The sequence below is a fragment of the Chitinophagaceae bacterium genome, from assembly GCA_016717285.1.
Taxonomy (GTDB): Bacteria; Bacteroidota; Bacteroidia; order Chitinophagales; family UBA10324; genus JACCZZ01.
Map to the genome: position 1 here is coordinate 66742 of JADKFU010000002.1, position 13567 is coordinate 80308.

Here is a 13567-nt window from a genome sequence, read left to right on the forward strand (position 1 = left end):
CATGTAGATGACTGATTCATTAAAAACAAAGATGATAAAACTAATCCTCTCTTTTATCTTTGAGATGGTCTTCCTCTTCTTACATGAACTTTAAAAAGTTTCTTATGAAATATTATTTACCGGGATTACCCTTGGCAATTTTTCTGCTGTTGCTGTCGGATGTGAATGCACAAACCACCATCAGCAATAAACTATTCTCCTTTGGTTCCTACGGACGTGTTGGTGCAGGATTTTCTCCTGAGATAGAAGGCAACATCGGGAAATCATTCAACCTGAATGGCATGGGCTCCATCGGTGGAAGAATGGAGGAGGCAGATTATGTGGAGTTGATTGGCGCACTTCATTTTAAACCGGTGAGTAACGGGCATGATACTACAATAATTAATGTGCAGGCAAGAGTTGCCATGTACAGCGGCAAAGGTCAATTGATTGGAAATGTTTCCAGCACAGCATACGGAGGCGTTGCATTTGCCCTGCCTGAATTGTATGCGGAAGCCAATCACATTCAGGGATCAGACTGGAGCGTATGGATTGGCGCTAAGTTTTTCCGCGGCGATGATATTCACATAGCGGATCATTTTTATTTCGATGATCACAGTAGCCAGGGTGTGGGCGTCATCTTCAAAAACACGACTTTTTCCATCCTGTTTCCGGGAGTAGTGGATACCAACAGTTCAGTGCCTCCCAATTTTTATGTCAACATCATAGATGGAACAGAACGACTTGGCTTGCGCAACAGAGGCATGCTCATTCTTGAACAACTGCTTCCGTTTGACAGCGCTAAACAAAAAATAAAGTTGTTGGGAGAATACCATCGCCTGGCTGATGCAAGCAGACAGGATACGGTATCAACATTAAATTATCCAACAGCAGGTGGCTGGGTGGTTGGTGTTAAGCATGTCATCAACATTCGTACGAAAGAAAATGGTTCTTTCAACCAGTCATCTGTTCGATTTGGATATGGTATCGCCAACGGAGATGATGGTGGTAACTCAAGGACGTGGCTGACATACGGCGCGCCTGATCTTTCAACCAATAAATTTGCTGATGCATATTGCCTGAGTCTTACAGAACATATTTTGTTAAACATAAGTCCGAAGTACAGCTTAAATGGATATGCGATTTACACTAAAAGTCATGGCGCTGCTGAGAGCACTAATAAAGCGCCTGATTATTTCGGCCGTGAAATTTTCAATCGTAAGAGCGAATACGCCGTTGGCGTAAGAAATTTCTGGTACATCAAAACGTGGTTTCACCTGCTGACGGAAGTACACTATGCCAGCCGCACAGATGGAGACCAAGCGGCAGCAACGATGCTTAAGTTTTCAATTGTGCCCACACTTGTTCCCACAGCGAAGGCAGATCCATGGGCCCGTCCACAATTTCGCTTTATCTATTCTATCGCGAAATACAATCAGTTTGCTTCGGATAATCTATACTCACCTTTTCTGCAGGAAATTGGTCATGTGAAATGGGGACAATATATTGGTGTGAGGGCAGAGTGGTGGTTGTTTTGAAGAGTGAAAAGGTTAGCAAATTGGTACAGTTGAAATCCGGTTTGAATTCCTGTTCGAAAATTCATTCCTCAATCTTCCGCAATTTCCTCCTGCAAAGCATTTTCCTGCGCCAGCATTTTTTTTATATGGTTCACCGCTTCAACAAGATCATCTGTAATGAATGCAAGATCAAGATCAGACTCGGAAATAGTTTGCTCTTTGATCATTGTTTCACGAATGAAAGTACCGAGATGTTTCCAATAATCTTTCCCAAGACAAACAACAGGGCGCGGTGGAAGCTTATGCGTTTGAATGAGTGTAAGCACTTCAAAAATTTCGTCCATCGTTCCGAATCCGCCTGGCATGAGTACATAGGCAACTGAATTTTTACGTAGAATTGTTTTCCTGGTGAAGAAAAATTCGAAGGACACCATCTTGTCTACGTAAAGATTTGGTGCCTGTTCGAAAGGGAGTATGATGTTACAACCGAGCGAAACGCCACCGCCCTCTTTCGCTCCACGGTTTGCTGCTTCCATTACGCCGGGTCCTCCACCTGTCATCACGGAGAAATTATTCTTTGCCAATTCTTTTCCCATGGCCCGTGCAAGTTCGTAGTATCTGTGTCCTTCGCGAAAACGTGCAGAGCCATAGACCGTAACACAGTTTTTTATTTCGGCAAAAGCAGATACGCCCTGCCACAAATCCGCCTGCACTTTGTGAGCATCACGTATTTCATCAATCAATGTTCTTGGCGATTGGAGAAAATGCTGATCGTTGGAAAGTTTCATTTGGGTTGTTTGATTACAGGTTCAAAAATAAAAAATAGAGACCCTTGTGCATGAAGCAAAATTTCTTACATCGCGGACTCAATCGCATACATTGTCCTTATAAAATCAAAGTCCGAATCGGTATTGTAAACCACCCATCAATTGTGTGCGTGACCCAAGAAATCCGACTTCGGCTCTTACCATAAAGTGCCTGTTGATCTGGAATTGAGAACCAATAGTGAAATTCCACATCTGTTTTTGTTTTTTATTAAGCGAATATTGAATCGTGGAGGTGCTGATGGTATTAACAGCTACATCGGCGGTAGCAAGAATATTACCGGCAGTTTGCAGCGCTTGGTTTGAAGTTTCATATTTCGCGATGTTTACCGGATTTTTTTGTTCAAGTGCGGTAAGACTACCCCACCAGTCATCAATAGATTGCTGACCCGATTCAACTTTTGCATAGCCTTCATCAATTTTTTCCTCTGCATCATCAAAGGTGAAAAGATCGCTGAGGTTAATGGATCCGGATGTGCCTGAATTTATTTTTACCCTGAATGCTCCGGTCCATACAGCAATGTTCATGTCGTTTTTAATCACGAAATTTTTTCCGAACCGGGGATCGAAGATAAAAGCAAAAGCAGGCTTTTCAAGCTCGTCAATATCACTCCATGAAAAGTTCATGTCAAAGATCATAAAGAAACCGCCCACTCCGATAGTTGGTGTGATACCAAAACCAAGTGTGGTAGCATCAAACTCAGCTTTCGCGCTGAGCGGAAAAATTTCCGTCCAGGTACTATCGTTCTGTGGGATGTAAACACCTGCATCAATGGAGGTGGACGTCTTTGATTTCGCGAGAATGCCATAGACATTCAGGAAAGGAAGCACCCATAAATCAGGCCGCAGATTGATCCCATTCGTGGTGGCTACAGCCGAATTGAAACGGATGATCTCATCAAGATTATACATCTCGCCGTTATTGAATCCAACCATCAGGTTATTGATTATAAGATCAGAATTTTGACCAATATAATTCAGGCTAAGGCCTGCAGAATACTGTAGTTTGAATCCTTTCTGTGTCGCTTTTTCACCCCAGATAGGCAGTATGTATGGATACAAAACTTCACTTACACTGTCCATATGCGCCTTGTTCTTTTCGCCAATTTCTTTATTGGTCGTGAACTGCGCCTTCAATGACGGCATGTACATCGCAAAGAGTATCGCAAGACAAATAATTAATTTCATTCTTTTAACCTTCATATACGAGTGCTTAAATGGTTCTGCAAATAAACTTATTATTTTTTGAAGTGAGAGGTCTCCTGTTTTCTTATACGTGTATTTCACATCATTATTTTTCGGAAAAAAATTATCTGACTCTTGATTTTAATCGATGAAAAATCATTTAGCCGTTGAATAAATGCAACGGCAACAAATACCGTAATAGCAACACCTGGCCCTATTTCCAATCTTATCTAATTAAATGATCAAAATGAATAGGAAAACGCGTTCTCACAGAATGGTATCTCTTGCACCCGATTTCAATCGGGTGATAATGATTGGCATTCAAATTTGCCGTCGATTAAAATCAACTGCAACAGATACCGTAGTCGCCAAACCTGGCTCCATTACCAATTCCAATCTTATCAAACCAAATGATCAAGATGAATAATAAAACGCGTCCTCTCAGAATCGTATCTCTTGCACCCGATTTCAATCGGGTGATAATGATTGTCAGACAAATTAGCCGTCGATTAAAATCGACGGCAACAGATACCGTAGTCGCAACACCTGTCTCCAATGTCAATTCCAATCTTACAAAAGCAAATGATCACGATTAATAAAAGAAATACGTTCGCAAAGAATGGTATCTCTTGCACCCGATTTCAATCGGGTGATAATGATTGGCATTCAAATTAGCCGTCGATTAAAATCGACGGCAACAGATACCGTAGTCGCAACACCTGTCTCCAATGTCAATTCCAATCTTATAAAATCGAATGATCAGGATGAATAAGAAAATACGTCCTCACAGAATGGTATCTCTTGCACCCGATTTCAATCGGGTGATAATGATTGGCATTCAAATTTGCCGTCGATTTTAATCGACGGCAACAGATACCGTAGTCGCAACACCTGTCTCCAATGTCAATTCCAATCTTATAAAATCGAATGATCAGGATGAATAAGAAAATACGTCCTCACAGAATGGTATCTCTTGCACCCGATTTTAATCGGGTGATAATGATTGGCATTCAAATTAGCCGTCGATTAAAATCGACGGCAACAGATACTGTAGTCGAAACACCTGACCTTATTGTCAATTCCAATCTTATAAAAGCAAATGACCAAGATTAAAAAAAATACCTCCTGTCAGAATGGTATCTCTTGCACTCATAGAATGGTATCTCTTGCACCCGATTTTAATCGGGTGTAACTCAAAGGCAATTCAATTTACAATCGATTAAAATCAGCAACACTAGTTAAGTCCAGGCAGAAGATGATTAAACAATTCAATGAAATTCTATCTTCAAACTCTAAATCAAATTTGCTTATGCCATTTGTAAGAGTATGGATTCACCTTGTTTGGTCAACAAAAAACAGAACGCCATTATTGACATCAAGATTAAGATTTAAAGTGGGGAGATTTCTAAAAAAGGATTCTGTTGACCATGATATTTACCTTGATATGGTAAACGGATACGATGATCATCTTCATTGCCTGGTTTTGTTGAAAGCAACGCAGACAATCGCTGATGTGGTAAAACAATTGAAAGGAGGCTCATCAAAATGGATTAACGACGGCAATTTTGCAAAGGAATGTTTTGAGTGGCAAGATGACTATTATGCAATTTCAGTTAGTGAGTCCAATTTGAAACGCGTTCGGAACTACATTAAGAATCAGGTAAAACATCATCGCACCAAATCATTCAGTAATGAAATAAAACTATTTGAGCGATTGTTTGATGAAAAATGATGGCCAATCTTTGCCTTTATTTCAATCGCTTTCTATTGGTTTTAATATTAATTGCAATCAAATTAGCCGTCGATTAAAATCAACTGCAACAGATACCGTAGTCGCAACACCTGGCCCTATTTCCAATCTTATCTAATTAAATGATCAAAATGAATAGTAAAACGCGTTCTCACAGTATGGTATCTCTTACACCCGATTTCAATCGAGCGATAATGATTGGTAATCAAATTAGCCGTCGATTAAAATCAATTGCAACAGATACTGTAGTCGCAACACCTGGCCCTATTTCCAATCTTATCTAATTAAATGATCAAAATGAATAGGAAAACGCGTCTCACAGAATGGTATCTCTTGCACCCGATTTCAATCGGGTGATAATGATTGGCATTCAAATTAGCCGTCGATTAAAATCAACTGCAACAGATACCGTAATAGCAACACCTGACCCTATTTCCAATCTTATCTAATTAAATGATCAAAATGAATAGGAAAACGCGTTCTCACAGAATGGTATCTCTTGCACCCGATTTCAATCGGGTGATAATGATTGGCATTCAAATTTGCCGTCGATTAAAATCAACTGCAACAGATACCGTAATCGCAACACCTGTCTCCAATGTCAATTCCAATCTTACAAAAGCAAATGATCACGATTAATAAAAGAAATACGTTCGCAAAGAATAGTATCTATTGCACCCGATTTTAATCGGGTGAAAATGGAAGCGATTTAATTCAACGGCGATTATAAAAATCTTTCATTTAATTTACAATCTGCACACGATTAAAATCCAACAGGTGACTCAAGGCATCAATCAAGATCGTTTTATAAATACACCGGAGGAAATTAAAGAAGCCATTCTCGACAATCTCTATTATGTGCAGGGAAGAACTCCGGAAATAGCCACTTTAAATGATTGGTACTTGGCTGTAGCGTACACGCTTCGGGGCCGGATGCTCAATGGCTGGATTCCATCATTGAAAAAATTGCATAAGTCGGGTGAGAGAATAGTAGGTTACCTGTCGGCTGAATTTCTTGTCGGCCCTCACCTTGGCAACGTACTGATCAATCTTAATATTCATGATGAAGTAAGAAAAGCGATAGAACTGCTGGGGCTTGATTTCAACAAGGTGATTCAACAGGAAGAAGAACCCGGACTTGGAAATGGCGGACTTGGAAGACTGGCAGCCTGTTATCTTGATTCGCTCGCAACACTTAAAGTGCCCGCTATTGGTTATGGAATCCGATATGAGTTTGGAATTTTTGACCAGCGCATTGAAAATGGTGAACAAGTGGAAATTGCTGATAAGTGGCTCCGGTTCGGTAATCCATGGGAATTTCCACAGACGGAGATTGCTTACAAAGTGAAGTTCGGCGGTCATACGGCAGCACAAACGGATGATGACGGTAAGTATCGCGTAACCTGGACACCTGATTACGAAGTGAAAGGAGTGGCCTATGACACACCAATTCCGGGATATAAAAATGACAACGTTAGTTTTTTACGGTTGTGGAAATCAGAAGCGGTGGAGTCGTTCGACTTCGGTGAATTCAACCGCGGCAATTACGAAGCTGCCGTAGATGAAAAAATAAGGGCCGAAACATTTTCCAAAGTGCTTTATCCGAATGATGTGCCTGAAGCCGGTAAAAGGCTGCGGCTGAGTCAGCAGTATTTTTTTGTTTCCTGCTCCTTGCAGGATGCTATCCGTATGCAACAGCTCCGTGGACATCCGTTGAATGCGCTCCATGAAAATGTTGCCTTACAACTGAATGATACGCATCCATCCATCGCCATTCCGGAGTTGATGCGGTTACTTGTTGATGAACATCAGATGGAGTGGAAAGAGGCCTGGAAGATTACGCAACAAACTTTCGGTTATACCAATCATACATTGTTACCGGAAGCATTGGAGAAATGGCCGATGTATTTATTTCAGTCTGTGTTGCCAAGGCATCTCGAAATTATTTTTGAAATCAATCAGCGATTCCTGGATGAGGTGAAGGAGCGGTTTCCCGGTGATGATCAACTGTTGTCGCGTCTTTCTATTATTGATGAGGCCGGCGGCAAAGCAATTCGAATGGCGCACCTCGCATCCGTGGGCAGTCATCACATCAATGGCGTATCGGCTTTGCATACGGAGTTACTGAAAAAGGAAGTGCTGCATGATTTCTATACGGTTGCTCCGGAAAAATTCCTGAACATCACTAACGGTGTAACACCAAGGAGATGGATGAAACAATATAATCCAGGATTGAGTGCTCTTCTTACCGAACACCTGGGCGATAGTTGGGTTACACATCTTGAAACAGATTTAAAGAAATTAACGCAACTGGCTGATGACACTGCTTTTCAATCAAGATGGAAAGAAATCAAGCAAAAAAATAAACGGGCACTGGCTGATCAACTCATTATTACTACCGGTGTGCTGGTGAATCCGGAATCGCTCTTTGAAATTCAGGTGAAGCGGATTCATGAATACAAGCGACAGCATTTAAGTCTGTTGCACATCATCACACAATTCAACCGGATTAAAAAAAATCCGGAAGCCGAAATTGTTCCACGCACTTATATATTCGGAGGTAAAGCTGCTCCCGGATATTTTCTTGCCAAGCTCATTATCAGACTCATCAATGCAATGGCTGAAACCATCAACAACGATTTTGATGTGGCGGGAAGAATGAAAATTGTTTTCTATCCTGATTTCAATGTAAAGAATAGTGAAAGGTTGTATCGCGCAGCAGACCTCTCAGTGCAGATTTCTACTGCCGGAAAAGAAGCATCAGGAACCGGTAACATGAAATTTTCCATGAACGGCGCGCTCACCATCGGTACGCTGGATGGTGCCAATATTGAAATACGGGATGCTGTGGGCGCTGAAAATTTTTTCCTCTTTGGGAATACCGCCGATGAAATTGCTGCATGGAAAGCCAAAGGATACCGTCCGCTGGATTTTTATGAACAGCATTCTGAGCTCAAAGAAGCAATCGATACGATTCAGTCTGGAATTTTTTCGAATGGTGATAACAGTGTATTCAGACCATTGGTCGATTCACTGCTGAATGATGATCCTTATTTTGTGCTGGCAGATTACGATGCTTTTATAAAGTGCCAGGAAAAAATTGCTGAAACATATCTGCAATCTGAGAGGTGGTTGAAAATGTCAATCCTCAATGTAGCCGGGATGGGTTATTTTTCTTCCGACAGGTCGGTGCGGGAATACTGTGAAAAAATTTGGAACATAAAGCTCCGTAAGAATTAAAAAACATTATGATGAGCTTGACTACAGCGAGTGGAGTAACGAATGAACGAGGCCTCTCACATCCGTTGGGTGCCACGCTAACAAAAGATGGCGCTAACTTTTCTCTCTTTTCAAAAAATGCCACCGGTGTAGAGTTGTTGTTTTTTCGGCACGTAAATGACCTCCGGCCTTCGCATGTTATTCAACTTGATAAGAGTCGCAATAAAACATATCATTACTGGCATGTTTTTATTCCCGGAATAAAATCCGGGCAACTATACGGTTATCGTGTGCATGGTCCCCATGATCCCGTTAACGGCCATCGTTTTGATCACGATAAAATATTGCTCGACCCATACTGTAAGGCAGTGGCAGTTCCCGATGGTTTCAACAGAGATGAATTCAAACAGCATGGCAAAGCAGTGGCTCCATCCATGAAAAGTGTAGTAGCTGACCTGTCACTTTACGATTGGGAAGGGGACAAGCCGCTCGAGTTGCCTTTTTCAGAAACCATTATTTATGAGATGCATGTGGCAGGTTTCACGAAACATCCTAATTCAGGAGTTGCAGCGGAGAAAAGAGGAACGTATAAAGGGCTGATTGAAAAAATTCCTTACCTCGTCGACCTGGGAATTACTGCTGTGGAGTTGCTTCCTGTTTTTCAGTTTGATAAGCAGGACTGTCCGGTTGGGAAAGTAAATTATTGGGGTTATTGCCCGGTCTCTTTCTTCGCGCCACACCAGGATTATTCTTCTGGCTCAAATCCTTTGCAGGCGCTGGATGATTTTCGCGACATGGTGAAAGCATTTCATCAGGCCGGATTGGAAGTGATATTGGATGTAGTGTTCAATCATACGGCAGAAGTAGCTGAAGATGGGCCGACGTATGGATTTAAAGGAATCGACAATAGCATTTACTATATCCTCGACAAAGACAAATCGAAGTATGCGAATTACTCCGGCACGGGAAATACACTCAACGCTAATCAATCTATTGTAAGAAGAATGATTATTGATTCCATTCATTTTTGGGTGAAAGAAATGCACGTGGATGGATTTCGTTTCGATCTCGCTTCTATACTTGCGCGGGATGAGTCCGGCGGCACACTGGTAAATCCGCCATTATTATGGGACCTTGAATCAGATCCTGTACTGGCAGGTGTGAAGCTCATTGCAGAAGCATGGGATGCTGCGGGATTATACCAGGTAGGATCTTTTGCCGGTGATAGCTGGAAGGAATGGAACGGAAAATTCAGGGATGATGTGCGTTCGTTTTTGAAAGGTGATAACGGTGCTATTCCACACCTTGCTTCAAGGCTTTTAGGAAGTCCTGATATTTATTTGCAGAAGGACAGGGAACCGGAACAGAGCATCAACTTTGTTACATGCCACGATGGATTCACATTGAATGACCTGGTTAGTTACAATGAAAAACACAATGAAGAGAATGGTGAGCGCGGCAATGACGGCACTAATAATAATTTAAGCTGGAACTGTGGTGTAGAAGGCCCTACCGATCTTATGATGGTAGAAGCGATCCGCAATGTGCAGGTGAAAAATTTCCTCACCATCAACGTGCTGTCACTCGGTGTGCCCATGCTTTCGATGGGTGATGAAGTGCGCAGAACACAATATGGAAATAACAACGCCTATTGTCACGATAGTGAATTGACATGGTTTGATTGGTCACTGTTGGAGAAGCATGCCGACGTTCTTCGGTTCGTGCAAATTCTGAATGGCGTAAGAAACATCCGCGACACTGCGCAAAAAAAATATCAAATGAGGTTGAAGGAGCTGCTTGATAAACCGCTTATATCATGGCACGGAGTAAAGCTTAATAAGCCTGACTGGGGTGAATCCTCACATTCCATTGCTGTTACTACATTGTCAATCGGAGGATCAGTACTGATGCATTACCTTTTCAACGCTTACGACAAGCCGCTTGTGTTTGAAATACCGGCCGTGAATAAAGCTGCCGGTCAGGTTTGGAAAAGATGGATCGATACTTCACTTCCTTCCCCACATGATATTTCCTTTTGGGATGATGCTCCTGTTCATGATGGAAAAACGTATGACGTACAGCAACAATCTGTGGTAATTCTGTTTACAAGAATAGATTCAAAAGCAACCTGAGCACTGAAATATGTACACTGCATTATACATCACTGAGCTCAATATCAAGAGAAGAATATGGGTGTACTTGCCGGGTGATTATGCAATTTCAGAAAAACGATATCCTGTGTTATACATGCAGGATGGTCAAAATCTTTTTGATGTGAAGGCTTCGTTTTCCGGAGAATGGCAGATTGATGAATACCTTGATTCTGTAAATTTTGCGGGAATAGTAGTGGGAATCGATAATGGCGGTGAAACACGGATCAATGAATACAATCCAAATAACACGGAGCAACATGGCATGGGATTAGGCCGTGTATATCTCAATATTCTTGTTACAATCCTGAAACCATATATCGATAAAAATTTCAGAACCATTTCTGGACCAGGGCATACTGCTATAGCAGGCAGCTCACTCGGTGGATTAATTTCTTTTTATGCAGGGTTGTACTATCCAAAAGTATTCGGCGCTGTGGGTGTCATCTCTCCTTCCTTCTGGCTGGTGCCGGATGTGTTAGCGCAGATTGATGCCATGCCGGCAAAAGGATACGAGCATCAGCGATATTATTTCTACGGCGGAAAGAAAGAAGGAGAGAACATGGTACCGTTGATGGAAGCCGTCAGCAGCCGCCTTGAAAAAATAATGAAGTGCAAGGTGATAGTAAGCATCAGTGAAACCGGCACCCATAGCGAAAGCAGCTGGCGGAAAATGTTTCCGGCTTTTTATGAGTGGTTGCGAAGAAAATGAAAGAAGGTATCTGTAATTTTTTTTGCTACCTATCAAAAGTATTATGAAAACGGTAATCTATTAAACCGGATCTTTTATTTCAAAACGTAACGCCAAGGTTCATTATGCCGAATTGTTCCTCCGAAAATGGATTGAAATAATATCCTGTTACAGTAAACCAATTTTTCTGAAATGCGAGCAAACCGCCTTCTTGAAAATCCAATGCCGTCTCCTGCATCCTTATTCGCTGTGTTACAATACCAAACCAGATCCAGTCTTTCGGTGAGAAATATGCTTCACTCCAATAGGATAAAAAATTATCATCGCTATTATCCAGTCAAAACAACAAAGGGCACAATAAAAACAATCATCCCCTCAAAAAACCTGAACGAGGCGCCGTATTCCCAGGTGTTGGCAATGAGAAAGTTTGTTGCCTGCCGAAAATTATAGCAGCACGGACATGTTTGAAACAATTGTAACGCTCCGGCATTTTCAAAAGCAATTGGGTTGAGTAAAAATATCGGGAAAATAAAACCGGAAACTGTCTGCACGCCAGGGTTGTTTTAGACTTATGATGTGCAGATAGCAACAGGAGAGATGAAAATCGCTCCACGAAAAGTACCGCTTCCCAAATGCTGTGATGGCGAAATATTTTTTGATCGAAAAATTCAACCTGTTGCGAAAAGTAATGCCAGCGCTATGCTGTTGGAAACTCTTGTTGCAAGAAATATATCTGTCATGAAAATAAATGGAATGGCAACAGGAAAAGTGGAGATGAACACAAGCAGAAAAGTTTTTACAGCCCCTAAAATGTCATTCCAGGTTACAATTGTTTTGTGAGGTGGCGCCGGAAGTTTCTTGATTTCGCTGCGGAAATAACTGTAATGTTCATCCTTTAACAATAAGCCCATCACAGGAGGCAAAGCATCTCTGATGGCCTCATCTGCTATTGTATCAGTAGGAGCATTCCGTATGAGGTGAACGGCATCCATGGATATTCCACGATACATCATCACTGAAAAAATGTAAATGAAAGAATCAATAATTCCCCATGCAACATTACAACCATGCCCCACATACAGACGGACTTCATTGCGACATTCTGTTGCAATATTAATGGTACAGGTAAAAGTAAGTACCATGATGAGTCCGAAAATTACTTCATTGATGCGCTCTACGGTATCAAGCTTACCGCTGTTCTGCTTAATGAGTCCGTGCCAGAAAGTTGTTTTCACGACTGCCATAAGAAAATGATTATTTGCTATAATTATTACGTGTAATATAGGTATCCGTGGCAGAAAAATAAATGCTATAGGTCATGCTGCTATTTTTGGTTTATCATTACAATATTAAAGTACTGAATGCTACAAAAAGAATGATAAATTGTAGCATTGCACCATCATTCAAACTGATTAATATGGAACTTAACGCTTTGTCAATCCGCCCTTTTATCGGTGCCAGGAATTTTGAACTTTCCCGCAGCTTTTACCGCGACCTTGGTTTTACGGAAAGCGTTTTAAGTCCCAACTTTTCTTATTTCAAAACCGGAGCATTCGGATTTTATCTGCAGGATGCTGATGTGAAAGACTGGATAGATAATACCATGGTTTTTGTAGAAGTGCAGGATGTTGAACTTTTTTGGAAGGACGTACAATCATTAGAACTGGCTGCTAAATACGAAGGCGTTAGATTGGTGCCAATACGCAAAATGGAATGGGGCAAAGAGTGTTTTGTGCACGACCCTTCCGGGATTCTGTGGCACTTCGGAGAATTCAGTAAAAGTAAATGAACCTCACGCCGTTTCTGTTTTTAAGAATTTCAAAAGAATTAAAACGATGGCATACAACGAAAAATTAGCAAGCCAAACACGTGAAATTATTGCCGAAACACACGACCATGTGGAAGAGAAAAAAATGTTTGGCGGATTGTGCTTCATGGTAAATGATAAAATGTGTGTTGGTGTAGAACAGGAACGCCTTATGGTTCGGCTTGATCCGGCGAAGTATGAGGAAGCCATGCAAAAGGAAGGATGCACACCAATGGATTTCACCGGAAGAATTATGAAGGGTTATGTATTTGTTGCTATCGAAGCACTGAACACAAGAAAAAAGCTTGCTTACTGGATTTCACTGGCATTGGAGTTTAATAAAACAGCGAAAGCATCAAGGAAGAAGAAATAGTCACGTACTATTAATTTGAGGTGGAAGCAGGCCGGAATTTTTCAAATGAGAAGTCCGCCATAAAATATATTT

12 protein-coding genes are annotated in these 13567 nt (G+C 41.4%); 9 read left to right on the forward strand and 3 right to left on the reverse strand.

Annotated features, from left to right (window positions below):
• The first annotated feature begins 104 nt into the window (after positions 1 to 104).
• Positions 105 to 1517, forward strand: a complete 1413-nt coding sequence (locus IPO83_03625; GenBank protein MBK9730371.1) for a carbohydrate porin — start codon at positions 105 to 107, stop codon at positions 1515 to 1517.
• Positions 1518 to 1585: 68 nt separating this feature from the next.
• Here IPO83_03625 and IPO83_03630 read toward each other — a convergent pair whose 3' ends face one another.
• Both IPO83_03630 and IPO83_03635 read right to left on the reverse strand, forming a co-directional pair.
• Entirely contained in the window at positions 1586 to 2284 is a 699-nt protein-coding gene (locus IPO83_03630; GenBank protein MBK9730372.1) for a TIGR00730 family Rossman fold protein, read from the reverse strand.
• Between the two features lie 105 nt (positions 2285 to 2389).
• Positions 2390 to 3508 carry a hypothetical protein gene (locus IPO83_03635; protein MBK9730373.1) on the reverse strand — a complete coding sequence of 373 codons (1119 nt, stop codon included), beginning with the start codon at positions 3506 to 3508 and terminating at the stop codon, positions 2390 to 2392.
• 244 nt (positions 3509 to 3752) lie between these two features.
• Here IPO83_03635 and IPO83_03640 point away from each other — a divergent pair, with 244 nt between their 5' ends.
• The 6 genes from IPO83_03640 to IPO83_03665 all read left to right on the forward strand — a co-directional run bounded on the left by IPO83_03640 (position 3753) and on the right by IPO83_03665 (position 11336).
• Positions 3753 to 3932 (forward strand): hypothetical protein, encoded by a 180-nt coding sequence (locus tag IPO83_03640; protein MBK9730374.1) that lies wholly within the window; start codon positions 3753 to 3755, stop codon positions 3930 to 3932.
• A gap of 882 nt (positions 3933 to 4814) precedes the next feature.
• Positions 4815 to 5237 (forward strand): IS200/IS605 family transposase, encoded by a 423-nt coding sequence (gene tnpA, locus IPO83_03645; protein MBK9730375.1) that lies wholly within the window; start codon positions 4815 to 4817, stop codon positions 5235 to 5237.
• Positions 5238 to 5717: 480 nt separating this feature from the next.
• Positions 5718 to 5894 (forward strand): hypothetical protein, encoded by a 177-nt coding sequence (locus tag IPO83_03650; GenBank protein ID MBK9730376.1) that lies wholly within the window; start codon positions 5718 to 5720, stop codon positions 5892 to 5894.
• Between the two features lie 114 nt (positions 5895 to 6008).
• Entirely contained in the window at positions 6009 to 8495 is a 2487-nt protein-coding gene (locus IPO83_03655) for a glycogen/starch/alpha-glucan phosphorylase (protein MBK9730377.1), read from the forward strand.
• 11 nt (positions 8496 to 8506) lie between these two features.
• Positions 8507 to 10606 (forward strand): glycogen debranching protein GlgX, encoded by a 2100-nt coding sequence (gene glgX, locus IPO83_03660; protein MBK9730378.1) that lies wholly within the window; start codon positions 8507 to 8509, stop codon positions 10604 to 10606.
• A gap of 10 nt (positions 10607 to 10616) precedes the next feature.
• On the forward strand, positions 10617 to 11336 hold the full coding sequence (locus tag IPO83_03665; GenBank protein MBK9730379.1) for an alpha/beta hydrolase: 720 nt from the start codon (positions 10617 to 10619) through the stop codon (positions 11334 to 11336).
• Between the two features lie 647 nt (positions 11337 to 11983).
• Here the strand turns inward: IPO83_03665 and IPO83_03670 are convergent.
• Positions 11984 to 12559, reverse strand: coding sequence for a VIT family protein (locus tag IPO83_03670; protein ID MBK9730380.1), 576 nt, complete (start codon positions 12557 to 12559; stop codon positions 11984 to 11986).
• Positions 12560 to 12732: 173 nt separating this feature from the next.
• Here IPO83_03670 and IPO83_03675 point away from each other — a divergent pair, with 173 nt between their 5' ends.
• Positions 12733 to 13104, forward strand: coding sequence for a glyoxalase (locus IPO83_03675; GenBank protein MBK9730381.1), 372 nt, complete (start codon positions 12733 to 12735; stop codon positions 13102 to 13104).
• 46 nt (positions 13105 to 13150) lie between these two features.
• Positions 13151 to 13495: a TfoX/Sxy family protein gene (locus IPO83_03680; protein MBK9730382.1), complete on the forward strand. Its 345-nt coding sequence runs from the start codon at positions 13151 to 13153 to the stop codon at positions 13493 to 13495.
• Positions 13496 to 13567 lie beyond the last annotated feature (72 nt).

Bases quoted from the DNA above. Each gene is read 5' to 3' on its own strand.
- IPO83_03625 (MBK9730371.1), top strand. From the start codon at position 105: ATGAAATATTATTTACCGGGATTACCCTTGGCAATTTTTCTGCTGTTG.
- IPO83_03650 (MBK9730376.1), top strand. From the start codon at position 5,718: ATGAATAGGAAAACGCGTTCTCACAGAATGGTATCTCTTGCACCCGAT.
- IPO83_03635 (MBK9730373.1), bottom strand. From the start codon at position 3,508: ATGAAATTAATTATTTGTCTTGCGATACTCTTTGCGATGTACATGCCG.
- IPO83_03630 (MBK9730372.1), bottom strand. From the start codon at position 2,284: ATGAAACTTTCCAACGATCAGCATTTTCTCCAATCGCCAAGAACATTG.
- IPO83_03670 (MBK9730380.1), bottom strand. From the start codon at position 12,559: ATGGCAGTCGTGAAAACAACTTTCTGGCACGGACTCATTAAGCAGAAC.
- glgX (MBK9730378.1), top strand. From the start codon at position 8,507: ATGAGCTTGACTACAGCGAGTGGAGTAACGAATGAACGAGGCCTCTCA.
- IPO83_03665 (MBK9730379.1), top strand. From the start codon at position 10,617: ATGTACACTGCATTATACATCACTGAGCTCAATATCAAGAGAAGAATA.
- IPO83_03640 (MBK9730374.1), top strand. From the start codon at position 3,753: ATGAATAGGAAAACGCGTTCTCACAGAATGGTATCTCTTGCACCCGAT.
- IPO83_03675 (MBK9730381.1), top strand. From the start codon at position 12,733: ATGGAACTTAACGCTTTGTCAATCCGCCCTTTTATCGGTGCCAGGAAT.
- tnpA (MBK9730375.1), top strand. From the start codon at position 4,815: ATGCCATTTGTAAGAGTATGGATTCACCTTGTTTGGTCAACAAAAAAC.
- IPO83_03680 (MBK9730382.1), top strand. From the start codon at position 13,151: ATGGCATACAACGAAAAATTAGCAAGCCAAACACGTGAAATTATTGCC.